General features: G+C 50.1%; 13 protein-coding genes. 6 read left to right on the top strand and 7 right to left on the bottom strand.

Annotated features, from left to right (window positions below; all coding sequences use genetic code 11):
• The first annotated feature begins 138 nt into the window (after positions 1 to 138).
• Positions 139 to 1,920 carry an ABC transporter ATP-binding protein gene (locus IQE94_RS11130; protein ID WP_223341932.1) on the top strand — a complete coding sequence of 594 codons (1,782 nt, stop codon included), beginning with the start codon at positions 139 to 141 and terminating at the stop codon, positions 1,918 to 1,920.
• A gap of 53 nt (positions 1,921 to 1,973) precedes the next feature.
• Here IQE94_RS11130 and IQE94_RS11125 read toward each other — a convergent pair whose 3' ends face one another.
• The 3 genes from IQE94_RS11125 to IQE94_RS11115 are packed head-to-tail and all read right to left on the bottom strand — an operon-like array spanning position 1,974 to position 5,194.
• Positions 1,974 to 2,729: a hypothetical protein gene (locus IQE94_RS11125; RefSeq protein WP_223341930.1), complete on the bottom strand. Its 756-nt coding sequence runs from the start codon at positions 2,727 to 2,729 to the stop codon at positions 1,974 to 1,976.
• Positions 2,699 to 2,902, bottom strand: coding sequence for a hypothetical protein (locus IQE94_RS11120; protein ID WP_212718311.1), 204 nt, complete (start codon positions 2,900 to 2,902; stop codon positions 2,699 to 2,701). The genes IQE94_RS11125 and IQE94_RS11120 overlap by 31 nt, the downstream gene beginning before the upstream one ends.
• Before the next feature lie 54 nt (positions 2,903 to 2,956).
• Positions 2,957 to 5,194: a cation-translocating P-type ATPase gene (locus IQE94_RS11115; RefSeq protein ID WP_223341929.1), complete on the bottom strand. Its 2,238-nt coding sequence runs from the start codon at positions 5,192 to 5,194 to the stop codon at positions 2,957 to 2,959.
• A gap of 180 nt (positions 5,195 to 5,374) precedes the next feature.
• Between IQE94_RS11115 and fabD the strand changes: the two genes are divergently transcribed.
• From fabD to IQE94_RS11100, 3 genes are all read left to right on the top strand, one after another.
• Positions 5,375 to 6,256 (top strand): ACP S-malonyltransferase, encoded by an 882-nt coding sequence (fabD, locus tag IQE94_RS11110; protein ID WP_223341928.1) that lies wholly within the window; start codon positions 5,375 to 5,377, stop codon positions 6,254 to 6,256.
• Positions 6,257 to 6,692: 436 nt separating this feature from the next.
• Positions 6,693 to 7,232: a PleD family two-component system response regulator gene (locus IQE94_RS11105; protein WP_212718305.1), complete on the top strand. Its 540-nt coding sequence runs from the start codon at positions 6,693 to 6,695 to the stop codon at positions 7,230 to 7,232.
• Positions 7,233 to 7,295: 63 nt separating this feature from the next.
• A complete protein-coding gene (locus IQE94_RS11100; protein ID WP_223341927.1) occupies positions 7,296 to 7,751 on the top strand; it encodes a YbjN domain-containing protein in 456 nt (151 codons plus the stop codon).
• A 44-nt stretch (positions 7,752 to 7,795) separates the two neighbouring features.
• On the opposite strand, the gene hemW is transcribed toward IQE94_RS11100, so the two are convergent.
• Genes hemW through IQE94_RS11085 form a run of 3 tightly spaced genes read right to left on the bottom strand, consistent with a single transcriptional unit; the run spans position 7,796 to position 10,193 of the window.
• Positions 7,796 to 9,031 carry a radical SAM family heme chaperone HemW gene (gene hemW / locus IQE94_RS11095; protein ID WP_223341926.1) on the bottom strand — a complete coding sequence of 412 codons (1,236 nt, stop codon included), beginning with the start codon at positions 9,029 to 9,031 and terminating at the stop codon, positions 7,796 to 7,798.
• Positions 9,028 to 9,630 carry a nicotinate-nucleotide adenylyltransferase gene (locus tag IQE94_RS11090; protein ID WP_223341924.1) on the bottom strand — a complete coding sequence of 201 codons (603 nt, stop codon included), beginning with the start codon at positions 9,628 to 9,630 and terminating at the stop codon, positions 9,028 to 9,030. The genes hemW and IQE94_RS11090 overlap by 4 nt, the downstream gene beginning before the upstream one ends.
• Before the next feature lie 11 nt (positions 9,631 to 9,641).
• Entirely contained in the window at positions 9,642 to 10,193 is a 552-nt protein-coding gene (locus IQE94_RS11085; protein WP_223341923.1) for a glyoxalase-like domain protein, read from the bottom strand.
• Between the two features lie 169 nt (positions 10,194 to 10,362).
• Here IQE94_RS11085 and folP point away from each other — a divergent pair, with 169 nt between their 5' ends.
• Entirely contained in the window at positions 10,363 to 11,232 is an 870-nt protein-coding gene (gene folP / locus IQE94_RS11080) for a dihydropteroate synthase (protein ID WP_223341922.1), read from the top strand.
• Entirely contained in the window at positions 11,229 to 12,611 is a 1,383-nt protein-coding gene (locus IQE94_RS11075; RefSeq protein WP_223341921.1) for a glycosyltransferase family 39 protein, read from the top strand. The genes folP and IQE94_RS11075 overlap by 4 nt, the downstream gene beginning before the upstream one ends.
• Here the strand turns inward: IQE94_RS11075 and IQE94_RS11070 are convergent.
• Positions 12,542 to 14,326 carry an FAD-dependent oxidoreductase gene (locus tag IQE94_RS11070; RefSeq protein WP_255611286.1) on the bottom strand — a complete coding sequence of 595 codons (1,785 nt, stop codon included), beginning with the start codon at positions 14,324 to 14,326 and terminating at the stop codon, positions 12,542 to 12,544. The genes IQE94_RS11075 and IQE94_RS11070 overlap by 70 nt on opposite strands.
• Positions 14,327 to 14,336: the final 10 nt, after the last annotated feature.

Here is a 14,336-nt window from a genome sequence, read left to right as displayed (position 1 = left end):
TTAGTGGTGCCAATTTATTGCCCCGAGCTTTTCAAGCATACTCTTGGGCAGAAAAAGGACTTCCACTGTACTGTATTAGATGGTGCCTCAGCCTAAAATCGCTGTTTTTTTGTCTCTGTCTATTTTTCTGTCCATACTGTGACCAAACCCATTGCTCCTCTCCTCAGCCTGTTAAATTACAGTCGGGTTCATCGTACCAAAATTTACTGGGCGATCGCCTGCTCCCTGCTGAATAAGATTTTTGATCTGGCCCCGCCCGCCCTAATTGGTTTAGCGGTGGATGTGGTGATCAAACAGCAGGATTCTTTCTTGGCCCGCTGGGGCATTGTGGCAGTGGAAAGCCAACTGCTGGTGCTGACGGTGGTTTCGGCGGTTATTTGGGCCCTGGAATCAATTTTTGAGTATGCCTACGAGCGGCTTTGGCGTAACCTCGCCCAGGATATCCAACACGATCTACGCTTGGATGCCTATGCCCATTTGCAACAGCTAGACCTGGCCTATTTCGAGGAAAGGAGTACCGGGCGGCTGATGGCCATTCTCAACGATGACATCAACCAGTTGGAAAGGTTTTTGGATGTGGGGGCCAACGAAATTTTGCAGGTGCTGACCACGGTGGTGGTGATTGGCGGCGCCTTTTTTGTCATTACCCCGGACATTGCCTGGATGGCCGTGGTGCCCATGCCCTTTGTTCTGTTGGGGTCAATCTACTTTCAGTCTTTGCTCACTTCTCGTTATGCCCTGGTGCGGGAAAAGGTTAGTAATTTGAACAGCCGCCTCTCCAATAACCTCAGCGGCATTATGACGATTAAAAGTTTTGCCACGGAGGCGGAAGAGGTGGAACGGCTCCGGCAAGATAGTGATGCCTACCGAGACAGTAATCAACGGGCGATCGCCTTGAGTGCGGCCTTTGTGCCCTTGATTCGGGTGATTATTTTTGTCGGCTTTTCCACCATTCTCTACTTCGGTGGTTTAGATGCGGTGCGGGGCAACTTGGCTGTGGGCAGTTACAGTATGCTGGTCTTTTTAACCCAACGACTGCTCTGGCCGTTGACGGGTTTGGGTAAAACTCTCGATCTATATCAACGGGCCATGGCCTCCACCCAGCGGGTAATGCAACTTCTGACAACCCCCATTCAAGCCCATCCGGGGGAATTGAGTCTCCATGCCAGCCAAGTTCAGGGAGAAGTAGTTTTCCAAAATATTAGCTTTGCCTATCCCCAACGTTCAGCGGTGTTAAAAAATATTTCCCTACGGGTACCGGCAGGGCAAACCATTGGCATTGTGGGGGCAACGGGGTCAGGGAAAAGCACTCTGGTCAAGTTATTACTGCGCTTATACGAGTGGGACAGTGGAGATATTTTGCTCGATGGGGTAGATCTAAGAAAATATTTTCTGGGGGATTTACGACGCAGTATTGGTTTGGTGAGCCAGGATGTATTTTTATTCCATGGCACAGTGCGGGAGAATATTGCCTACGGCAGTGCCGATGCCACTTTGTCCCAAATTCAACGGGCGGCCAACTTAGCAGAGGCAGAAGAATTCATCGAGCAATTGCCCCAGGGTTACGACACCATCATCGGTGAACGGGGACAAAAACTTTCCGGGGGTCAACGGCAACGGCTGGCGATCGCCAGGGCCATTTTGAAGAATCCCCCCATTCTCATTTTGGATGAAGCCACATCAGCGGTGGACAATGAAACGGAGGCGGCCATTGTCCGTTCCCTCGAAAAAATTACCAGAAACCGCACCACCATCACCATTGCCCATCGTCTTTCCACTGTGCGCTACGCTGACCAAATTTATGTGCTGGAAAACGGCATGGTCGAGGAAATGGGCAACCATGAAAGCTTGCTGGCAAGGCAGGGAGTATATGCCAAACTCTGGCGGGTGCAAACCGGTTTGAGGAGTGGGGTTAGTTAGCTCCAGTCTGGAGATAATCGGATTTTTGAAATCCCTACCCTTACCCAATGGGACTAATCGATCCAGATGCGCTCTTCCCAATCCTTTTCTGCAGTGGATTTAGCGCTATCTCCCAAAACCGAAGCTAGGTCGAAATCTTCCCGGTTGGAATTGGTGGTAGAACTATCATTTGCAGGAGTTTGCTTGGTTTTACCGGTGCGAGTCTTACCGTTACCAGAACTGCTAGCAAAGGGATTAAGGATAATACGTCCACCATTATCGTTTGCACGGGAGGGGGTGACTCGGTCCCGGGAAGGGGTATTGATGGGGGCGCGGCGATCGCCAATTCCCTGGGTTTCGTGGCCCGTTTCCGTTTGCAGGCGAGTATCCCGGCCCAAAGCGATGTTGGCCTGGGTGTTCCTGCCCTGAAAAGCGGAGGTAGTTTTAGCTTCCGGTACCAAATGTTCGAGGAAATAATCAAGGGTCTTTTGCTTCACCCAACCCTTGAGCACCGCCACTGAACCAAACCTGATTCCCAATTTACGTTGTTCTTCTAGGATTAAATTAACCTGTGCCTCCTGTAGCAAATAGGCCTGCTGTAGGTAGTAGCCTAGGGGGCGGCGATCTCGAGTTTTAACCATTCGGGGCCAGGACTCGGCAAAAAAGTCGGCGGTTTCCTGGTGTAGCCAACCCCGCACCACCAAAATTTCCCCGATGAGTAGAGGTGAGTATTGTTGATCCTGCAGGGCAACCTGTATCTGAGCCTCGGTGATTAGATCAGCATCCCTTAAAATTTCGCCTAGTAACTGAGAACAGGGGGACTTAGCCATGACAGTAAATTCACGAAAAAGGGCGGCTTATCAGCGAGGAGATACTGGCAGTTTTGGGGCGCAAGGACGGAAAAAAGTTCCTGAAAGCCCTCTAAGCCGGAAAGTCTAGCAAAATCATTGCCTGTAATGCCAAAAACTCGGATATATTGACTAAAGCCGATAGGAGCCATCATAAGCGATCTTTTCACCAATTGTCATTACCAAAAAAATTAAAGTTTGGCCATACCCTAAGGACGGAATTGTTTCAGCCGCAGGGCATTAGTCACCACAGAAACGGAGCTAAAGGCCATGGCGGCCCCGGCCAGGATGGGATTGAGTAGTAGGCCAAAAAGGGGATAGAACACCCCAGCGGCCACCGGAATACCCACAACGTTGTAAATGAAAGCAAAAAAGAGATTTTGCCTAATATTACCCATGGTGGCCCGGCTAAGTTTGATGGCGGTCAAAATTCCCTGTAAATCTCCAGTGATCAAGGTAATATCACTGGCGGCGATCGCCACGTCGGTGCCAGTACCAATGGCGATGCCCACATCTGCTTGGGCTAGGGCCGGAGCATCGTTAATGCCATCCCCTACCATGGCAACCGTATTACCCTGTTGTTGTAACTGTTCCACCTGTTGGGCTTTGTCCCCTGGCCGAACCTGGGCCAAGATATGGCGAATACCTACCGTGTCGGCAATAGCTTCGGCGGTGGCTTGGTTGTCTCCCGTGAGCATATAAACTGATAAACCCAATTTTTTCAGAGCTTGTACCACTTGGGGAGAAGAGGGCTTGAGGGCATCGGCGATCGCCAGGAGGGCTTTAACTTCCGTACCTAGGGCAAACCAAATAACGGTCTTTTGTTCTTTTTCCCATTGCTGAGCCTGGCTTTGCCATGGTTGATGATCGGTCTTATTCACCCCTAGGTCTGCTAACCATTTTGGGGTTCCTAACCTGACCCATTGCCCCTGCCATTGCCCTTCCACGCCACAACCGGCGATCGCCTGGAAGTTTTGTATGTCTAACAAACTCACCTGCTGGGATTGACCGTAATTGACCACCGCTTCCGCCAGGGGATGTTCAGAATATTGTTCCAAACTGGCCGCTAACTGGACTAACTGCAAGCTTTCCTCAGTGGAGGTGGGGGGTAGGGTAAAAAAGTTGGTCACACTGGGTTTACCCTCGGTTAACGTGCCGGTTTTATCTAGCACAATGGCTGTTAACTTTTCCGCCATTTCCAAACTGCGGGCTTCTTTGATTAACACGCCATATTCCGCCCCCTTACCCGTACCCACCATGACGGAGGTGGGGGTAGCCAAACCCAATGCACAGGGACAGGCGATAATCAGCACTTCCACCAGGGTTAAAACCGCCAAAGTAATATTTCCCGTTGTGATCCACCAAGTACAAAAAGCGGCGATCGCCACCAGGATCACTGTCGGGACAAACCAGTGGGTAATGCGGTCAACAAAGTGTTGAATTGGAGCTTTGGAAGCCTGGGCTTGCTGTACCAATTGGATAATTTGAGCGAGCACGGAATCCTGCCCCAACTTAGTAACTCGGACATCCAAACTGCCGGTTTTATTCAACGTGGCCCCAATTACTTCTTCCCCCACGGTTTTAGCCACCGGTAAACTTTCCCCCGTCACCAAAGATTCGTCCACTGTGGAGTTACCAGCCTTTACCACACCGTCCACTGGGATTTTTTCCCCCGGCCTTACCCGCACCACATCATCAATAGTTAGATCGGCGATCGCCACGGTTTCCCAGCCATTTTCCGTTTTTACCAAAGCCGTCTGGGGTTGTAGCCCCATCAATTTACGGATCGCCGCCGAAGTTTCCTGTCGGGCCCGCTGTTCCAACGACCTTCCCAATAAAATCAGGGTAATCACCACCGCCGCCGCTTCAAAATAAACATGGGCCGCTAGTCCTTGGTTGGTCAACCATTGGGGAAAAAGGGTAATGGCCACGGAATAAAAGTAGGCCGCACTAGTACCCAAGGCCACAAGGGTGTCCATGGTGGCACTGCGGGTTCGTACTGATTTCCAGGCTCCCCGGTAAAATTCCGCCCCACACCAAAACTGCACTGGGGTGGCCAGGAGCCATTGCAACCAAGCATTATGGAAAATATGGGGAAAACGGGGAATATCCACTCCCAGCATCATCGGTAGAGAACCCAAAAAGAGCACTCCACTAATGATTAAACCTGTCACGAGTTTGGCGGAAAATAACGGCTTGGCCTGCTTTGTTTGCTCCGAAGAGGCCATTTCTGATTCGATCAGTTGGGCGTGATAACCGGCCCTGGCCACTGCCCCTGTCAGGCTCTCCGGGTCGATGTCCCCTTGGTAACTAACCACCGCCCGCTCCAGGGCAAAATTCACCTGGCAGGATTGCACCCCCGGCACTTTGGCGATCGCCCGTTCAATGCTGGAAGCACAGGCCGCACAGCGCATTCCCTCCAGCTGCAAATTGATGGTTTGGGCCATGGTTAATAGGTAATACTCAGTACACAGAAAAGCTTATCTTCAATTCTAGCCGTCCTAGATCGCCAGAGAGGGGAATGGTGCTGGGCCTTGCCTTGGTATAATTGCCTAGCCAAGGGCGGACGGTATCAGCGGGCAAAGTCGTTGGCAATGACCAAATTTTTAGTTTATTGAGATAAGTACATGAAAACCGCATGGGTGTTTCCCGGCCAAGGTTCCCAAGCTGTGGGCATGGGGGCAGATCTGCTCCCAACGGCGATCGCCAAGGAAAAATATCAGCAAGCAGAGGAGATTCTCGGCTGGTCAGTGGTGGAAAAATGTCAGGGGGACGAAGCCCGTTTAGCCCTGACCCAAAATACCCAGCCCTGTCTGTACGTTATCGAAGCAATTTTGACCGATTTGCTCAAAGATCAGGGTTTTGAGCCTGATTATGTAGCGGGCCATAGCCTGGGGGAATATTCTGCCCTCTACGCTGCCGGAGTGTTCGACTTTGTCACGGGTTTACAACTGGTCAAGGAACGCTCGGAAGTAATGGCTGGAGCTTCGGGAGGAATGATGGCCGCCCTGATGAAATTTGATCAAAATCAGTTACAGCAAGCCTTGACGGATAACCCAGAGGTGGTGCTAGCCAACGATAACAGCCTCGAACAAGTGGTCATTTCCGGTACGGTGGCTGGGGTAGAAGCTATTTTGGCTAACGTTAAAGCCCGTCGAGCCGTGCCATTGAAAGTCTCCGGAGCCTTCCATTCCAGTTTTATGAACGAACCGGCCCAAGCCTTTGCCCAAACCCTAGCCGCTTGTCAGTTCCAGGATGCCACTGTGCCCGTCCTCTCCAACGTGGACCCCAGCCCTACCCAAAACGGCGATCGCCTGAAGGAAAAACTAATTCAACAAATGACCGGCTCCGTACGCTGGCGAGAAACTATGGTTAATTTAGGGGAAATTGGCGCAACGGACTATTGGGAAGTGGGTCCAGGCAAAGTGCTGACTGGCCTATGCAAACGCACCTGTCCTGATCTAAACCTGAAAAACATCAAGCAGTTGGAGGATTTGAATTCCCCTTAGGAGGCGTTTTAAAAGTCCCTGGTTCTCCCAAGTTGGGCGAAAATCCAAGTCAAAATCTCCTACTCCCACCATGGCCCGATCTTCAAGGGATCAGTTTAAGAGCCTGTTTTAAAAGCCCCTCCGGTTCCCCAAATTTTGGGGAAAACTGAGTGAAAGTCCCCCAGTATTGCCGGAGCTTTAGTGAGAAGATTTAAGGGGAGGGGGCGGAATAAAACTTTCTAAACACGTCTAGGGGACACATTGAAACTTGATCCCACATTATCCTAGGTCTCCCATTCTTCCATCTGAGCTTGCTAACATTGACCTTTTGGAAGTTTGTTACCACCCCAAATTCCTCTAATATGTACAGAGCAAGCAAGAATTTTGACGGGTTGGCAGCATCCAACAAGTCTGCCATAGCTGTATTTCACCCAATTTTCTCGAAGGAGAGTCTACCGTGTCTGCCCACAAGATTCTAGTTATTGATGACAGCAAAGTTATCCGTATGCGAGTTAGGGATATGTTGCCCCAGGGAAATTTCGAGGTGATTGAAGCCAAGGACGGCCTCGAAGGTTTCAACCTGATCCAGAGTGAACGGCCTAACCTGATCATGTTGGATTTTCTTCTGCCCAAAATGAGTGGTTGGGAAGTGTTCCAATCGGTGCAGGAAAGACCAGAACTCAAGGCCATTCCTCTAGTGCTAATGTCTGGGCGGAAGGAAGAGGTGCTCGAAAAAATCCCCGAACCCTTCGAGTATTTTGCCTTTGTGGAAAAACCCTTTGAACAAAGGGAATTGGTGGCGGCCATTAAAGAAGCCATGGTCAAAGCGAAAAAACACGCCCCCGTGGCCAGTGTGGGCAGTGCCGCCCCGGTTGGAGATTTGGCTGCCGAAGTTCAACAACTCAAGCAACAGGTAGCCCAAATGCACGGGGAAATCGACCAACTGAAAAAACAGTTGGGGCAACTGGTAAATTTCATCAAGCAACGACTGTCCTAGACTATGCCTGGGGCCGGTTCACCGCTAGACTTGGGTTGGAACCTTCGCGTTGAGAATAGGACTATGGCATCCCCTGCACCAGAGTTAGCCCCCCCAACCATGGATGAAATGACCCCGGTTAGTCATCACGATGTAGTGGAAACAGTAATTTCTGGCATGGCCCAGGAAAATAGCGCCTTTGTGCAAGATAACGACCAGGGCAGCATCTGGAAATTTGCCTATGGCAGTGTGGAAGTGCTAGTACAGCTCACTGGAGAAGGGGAAAATGATCTGTTTCGGGTCTGGGCCGAGGTGATGCCCTTACCAACAGATCCGGGCCAATTATTGACGGAAGTGATGCAATTAAACTGGTCGGATACCTTTGAGGCCTGTTTTGCCGTGCGGGAAAATCATTTAGTTGCCCTCCATCAGCGCACCGTGGCTGATCTTTCCCCCGGTGAAATTTCCCGGGCCATTACCTTAGTGGCAACATTGTCCGATGACCATGATGATCGCCTGAAAGAAAAATATGGCGTTTGATCAAAATTTTGTCGATTACTAGCAACAACCATTGGCTGATTCCATTAATCTTCCTCCAAGGCAGCGAAGAGGGCGCTTAGAATTTGGTTGGAATATAACATTCCCTCCGGATCTGAAAAGCAGAATCTTTGCACCGATGCCGTGGTAATTTTTTCTGGGGAAAGTAATTCGTTGTCCCGGCCGTAAAATTCCAACCAACGGCGATCGCCAAAGGACATTAGGGTATTCAGGATAGTTTGCTTTGTGTCTTCACTGATGGCAGGCAATTGCTCCCAAGTCACTCCAGCGGTGAGGCGCAATCCCAACATCAGGCTTTCCAACAAATTTTCTAGGATAGAAACCGTTTCCCCCGGAGTTTTATCCCCTTGGTTTAACCAAGAGTTCAGCCATTGGTAATAACCATTCCTGGTACGGGGACGACCAAAACGTTTGCCGTCAATATAACTGGTGGCCCCCATGCCAAAACCGTAGTAGGGCAAATTGCGCCAATAGATTTGGTTATGGCGACATTGGTAACCGGGGCGGCCATAGTTAGAAATTTCGTAATGGTGGAAACCGGCTTGGGTTAATGCTTTTTGGGCATGGCGATAAAAGTCGGCACTGCGCTCAGGCGGAGGTACAGCCAATTTTCCCCGCTGTTCCCACTTATCGAAAACGGTTTGGGGTTCCAACACCAGGTCATAGCAGGAAATGTGGTTAGGTCCAGCTTCCAGAGCCAGGTTTAGGGAATTGTGCCAATCCTCTGCCGTTTGTTCGGGTAACCCCGTAATTAAATCTAAACTCCAATTTTTAATATCCTCCTTGGCGATCGCCGTGAAAGCCTGGTCAATATCCCGACGACGGTGATGGCGGCCACAGAGGGTTAGTAAGTTGTCCTGAAAAGCCTGTACCCCCAAACTAAAGCGGTTAATACCCAAATTTTTATAGGCTTGCAATTGGACTTGGTCAAAGGTGCCGGGGTCAATTTCCATACTAATTTCAGCTTCCGTCGCAATGCCGAAATGTTTATCCACCGTTGTTAGAATTTTTTCCAAACCGGCGATCGGTAATAAGGAAGGGGTGCCTCCACCGAAGAAAACGGTGCTCAGGGGTAAGCCTAAATACTGTTGTCCAGCAATTTCTTTACATACTGCCTCCACATATTCCCCCACCCAACCGTCCAGAGTTAAAGACTGAAAACCCGTGACGGCAATGGGAAAATCACAGTAAAAACAACGTTGCCGACAAAAGGGAATGTGAATGTAGGCGGCGGTGGGCATTAAATATTCGTTGGTATTCACTGACGGTAAAGTTGCCTTTTTTCGATATAGCTTTGCACCGTATCCGGAATTAGATCGTCATCTTTAACTTGCCGGTAAATGCTGGAGGAAATGGCCGGAGTAATGTCTTGATTGTCCCTTTCACCTACTATTTGATAGTGCCCTCCTAAATGTGCCAATTTATCCAAATCAGCTTGATTAATGCCGTAACCCGGTCGGGGAAAAATCAACAATTGGACAGCGGGTAATAATTTTTCCACTGCGTACCATTGGGGAATTTGGGCAATTAAATCGGCCCCCACCACCAAAGCGTAGTCCGGTTCCAAACCCCACCGTTGTTGGGCCCGGTGCAGACTGATTAAACTGCGGCGATCGCTCAAATCTTCCCAAATTTGTACCGTGCCATAATGACGCTGTACGTCCTCCACCAGCAATTTCAACATTGTTTGGCGATCGCCTAGGCTGGCCCAATGGCCTGTGTTGGGATTGGGGCCTTGCTTAAAAGGATTATCGGCGGCCCACACCGCTACTTGGTCAAAATGTTGAGCTAACCAAACGAGAATGGCTTGGTGGGCCAGGGTGGGAGGATCGGCGCTGGTGCCAAAAAGGGCTATTTTCACAGTGGAGCTTTCTAATTTTGGGCTTCCATTAGTTCGATAACCCGTTCATCGTAATCCTTGACCAAAAAATTTAACGGTTTACGACTGCGTAACTTATAGCGGAGTCGACGGGACTGCACCCGCAGAAAAATCTGCTCCAAACAATCGTGGTCAAAGCAGACATGGCGTTGCCGATTTTTACTGCCAAAGCTAGCTCCGCCAATGATGTGCAGTTGGGTATTTTTTTTCAACTGATACCAGAGGCCGTCCTGGGCACTATAGCGATTTTCGGGGGGAATTTGGGGGTTAGCCGCCATGGCAAAGGAATCCCAACCCGCAGTGCCTAGGGTTTGTTCATAGTTGTAGTAGTAGTGCAGAGGCACATCCGCCACGTTTAGATCCAGCATGCCTTCATAAAAAGCTTTGGCGATCGCCAGGTCAGACACCATCACCGTGTAAACCTTGGGAGCACTGGTGAGAAATAACCACATGGCCAGGGCATAGGCCCCCAGCAGCATCACCATAATGCCTTGGGTGGAAAACAAGCTGTCAATGGGAATCAGGGAGGCAAAATGCAGGGGCATGGTTAGACAACTGGAGAAATAAAACCCGAAAAATCAGCGAAAATTGTATGGTTAGGATCATGGAGCTTTGCTATGACCGGAGCCAGCAAACACAGGCCAACTAGCATTGCCCTTGGGTACATTCTACCAAGAGCGCTCCCGGTGCTCCAACCTTACGTCCCAATAGCCCATGGATCAGTCGGATCGATTGAGTGATTATTTTCCCCCTCCCCTCCAGGTGGGGCAGAGCCGCTTTGATTGGGGTAAACGCACCTATGTGATGGGGATTTTGAACACCACCCCAGACAGTTTTAGCGATGGAGGCGAGTTTAATGCTCTGCCAACGGCCATCCGCCGGGCCAAGGCCATGGTGCAGGGGGGAGCACACATTATTGACATTGGTGGCCAGTCCACTCGACCGGGGGCAGAAACCGTTAGCCTCACGGAAGAATTAGAACGCACCATTCCCGTTATTCAAGCTCTCCGCCAGGAATTGGCCATCCCCATTTCCATCGATACCACCAGGGTGGAAGTGGCACGACAAGCCCTCCAGGCCGGAGCAGCTCTGATCAACGATATTTCCGGGGCTACCTTTGAACCAGAAATTTTGGCGATCGCCGCCCAGCATAGGGCCCCGATTATTCTGATGCATATACGGGGCACTCCCCAAACCATGCAAAATTTAACGGACTATGGGGATTTAATCGAGGAAATGAAGCAGTTTTTCACCACACAAATCGACCTAGCTCACCATTACGGAGTGTTGCCCCAACAAATCATCCTCGATCCAGGAATTGGCTTTGCTAAAACCGCTGAGCAAAATATCACCCTACTGCGCCAGTTGCCAGAGCTAAAAAAGCTTGGTTTTCCCCTGTTGGTGGGGCCGTCCCGCAAAAGTTTCATTGGCAAAATTCTCGATCAACCGGATCCTAAGCAACGGGTCTGGGGTACTGGGGCAGCCTGCTGTCGGGCGATCGCTGGGGGAGCGGATGTAGTCAGAGTCCATGACGTGGAAGCCATGGCCAAGGTCTGTAGGGTTGCGGATGCCCTATGGCGATGAGTAAGCCCAACTTAAGGAAATTAATGGCAAATCTGGGGCAAAAACTCCAGCGTTGGCCTGTGGAGGAATGGTTCGGTTTAGTGCTGGTGATGCTTCCCATCGCTTTGCTGTTCTGTTGGGGGTTGGACTTCCATAACCTACGGCGGGGCGAGGAAACAAATTTAGTTGAATCAGCCCGTTATTGGTGGACGGCATTACAAAATTACGGCTTCACCCCGATTAGCTTGTTTGATAACCTAGGGCGATCGCCATTGCCCATTTGGTTAATTAGTCTTAGTCAAATAATCTTTGGCCAAGGATTATGGGGCGATCGTTTACTGGGAGCCTTGCTCAATGGGGCCAGTTTGCCGCTGTTATATTGGCTGGGGAAGGAACTGTACGGCCGCCGTTGCCCCGCTTTGCTAACGGTGGTGGTCTATGGCACTGCCCCCACTGTGGTTTATTGGGTCAGGGTAGCCAGCATTAATAGTTTTGTCTTCCCTTTAACCATTGCCTACCTAGCTAGCGCCTTGTTTTGCCGTCGGGATTTACGGGGAGCCCTACCTTTGGGCCTGACCCTCAGTGCCCTGGCATTAACGAATTTGCCCACCGCCATCCTACTATTGGCCACTGGTCTACTTTTTCTTTATTGGGATACACCCCGTTTAAAGTCCTCACTCCTCTTTTGGATCGGTTTCATTTTAGGTTTGGTGCCGGCGATCGCCTGGTGGCTAGGCTATGGCGTATTAGCCCACAGTAACGACTTGCTTACTGGTCTCGATTTCATTACTGGTTCCCCCTGGCCAACTAAACTGCGGGGTTGGTTTTGGTTATTGGCCAGTGCCACCGGTTTGATCTTTGCTCTGCATACCTTTCCCCAAGCTCAACAGGCTTTGCATTGGAGTTGGGCCCGTTTTCTCCTCTGTCATGGGGGAGTGTATGGCATGTTGGTGATTCTTTCCCCCTGGTATAACACTTCCTTGGTGATGCCCCTGTTAGTGGTTCTGGCATTGGCGGCGGGGTTAACTTTAGCGGAAGTGAGACAGGAAAGCCTTACGTGGGTTTATCCTCCCTGGTGGCGGAGATTTTTCTTAATTCTGGGGGGTTGTGCTGGCCTAGGGGCCATGGCAGTTTATCGTGCCTATAGCCAGGGCAATTTAACCAATTGGACTGCCCAGGACGGAGTGCTCACTATATTAGTGCTAGTTTTGTTGGCTTTAACTTTGGCGATGACTTCCCTATTGCTAGACCGTCAACGCCCTGAGTTTATTAATGTGCTTTTTTGGGGATTATTCGTCTGCCTATTTTTGATTATTTATACGCCCCTGAGCTATCTGCCCCCCAGGTCTTTACCTGATGTGATGGTTTCCACCACTAACCAATTGCCAGCCGGATTGTAGCGCCCCCCGAAGGTAATCCTTTGGCCATGGGTACAGTTGATTAATTGCTCTGCCACTTCTGGCCGTTCCGTAATTACTTTTAGAACTTTGCCCGATTGTTGACAGGTTAACTGATAGGTTTGATTTCCGCTTTTTTGTAACTCACCGCTGTAAACAGATTGACTGGTAGAAAAGGGTAATCGAGCCAGGTTGACGTCCACTGGACAATGGCCTGACTGGGGATATTGATCAGGATTGTCCAAATAATACCTTTGCCATTGCAACCATTCAGGATGGTCGGGAACCAAATTAAAGAGGGGAATTACCGCCGCTGGAGCTTGGCGATCGCCAATGAGGGCCTCCTGCACATCCCGCACGTCCAAATCCTGGGGGTCGCAATTTTTTTCAATACTTAAGGCGGCTATCATACCCACCGCTTGCCCTGTATTCATCACGAGGGGTTGCAAACGGGTACTGCCATTGGCCATGTGACTGACGGAAATGTTCTTTTCACAGGGTAAATAGCCCCGCACTGTTGGGGATAAAAGGGCCTCGAAGGGAATGGTAAAGGGAGTTCCTGTCCACCGTCCCCCCCAAATTAAGGATTTAGGAGCGAGGGGAAACTCGTAACCAGGATAGTGGTGATCGTTGGCATAATTTCCCACCGCAATGCTAGTAACTTTTTGGTTATACATTGGCAGGCGAGCCACCTGGCCCTGGGGTAAAATATCCCTTTCCGTAATCACTTGTTGACCTTTCAAACGTCTACTTTCTCGATAGTAGGGATGGAGGGCAAAGGCTGTAGATAGCTCCCCCGTTTGTGGAAAAATTCCTGTAGCTAATTCTAAATTTTCCGAATGATATTTTTGTAAATAATGGGCGTAGGCATAGCTATATTGGTAAGCTTCCCGTAAATAGGCTTGCCTTTCTTTTTTATTACCCAGTAAACGGTCTAAATCCCGGCCATAATCATTGCCGGCGATCGGCCAATTAATCATGTAATGCTCACCAGGCAATTGACCATAGGTTAAGAAATCTTTTTCCCCGTGGTTCTGCCAAGTATGGGTGAAATCTTGGGTCACATCAATGGTAGTTTCAGCAATGATATTTATCTGATTATTTGTTGTTTTTCGTAGCAAAAATACCCAAGTGGGAGACTGTATTGGATACTCTTCTGTCATGCCATTAGGAGCAACGGGACAACTAGGTTCATCAAATTTATCTTGCCAATCCCAACCCCAGCGATGGTCAATGTCTCCCAGAGCTAGTAGATCCCCCAACTCCGTGCCATCGAGAATTACCCTAGCCCGAATTTCATAGTCTGGAAACCTCATCCCCACCAGGCGATCGCCATTTCTTAACACCTCCACCGAGGACTGGCAGGTAATCCAAGTCAAGGTGGGCAATTCAGCCACCCAGTCAGCGAAAATTTTAGCCCCTAGACGAGGATCAAAGGTAAATAAACTAACCCAGCTATGGTCTAAACCGCCGGGTTGTTGGGCTTTCAAAACCCGTAAAAACTGTCCCCATAATCCCGTTTGCCAGACGGCTAATTCGTTACCATCGGGGGCCGCTACCCCAGCGGAAGTTAACATCCCCCCCAACCAAGGCCCTGCGCTAACTAGGATGGTTTTTGCTCCCCGCCGGGCCGCCTGAATTGCCGCCGCTGTCCCCCCAGTGCCACCTCCCACTACCAAAATATCTGTGGTTAATTGGGGAATGGATTTTGTTGCCATGGCCATAATC

It is taken from the genome of Synechocystis sp. PCC 7339, from assembly GCF_019924095.1.
Classification (GTDB): Bacteria; Cyanobacteriota; Cyanobacteriia; order Cyanobacteriales; family Microcystaceae; genus Synechocystis.
This window is presented reverse-complemented; position numbering and strand designations above follow the sequence as displayed.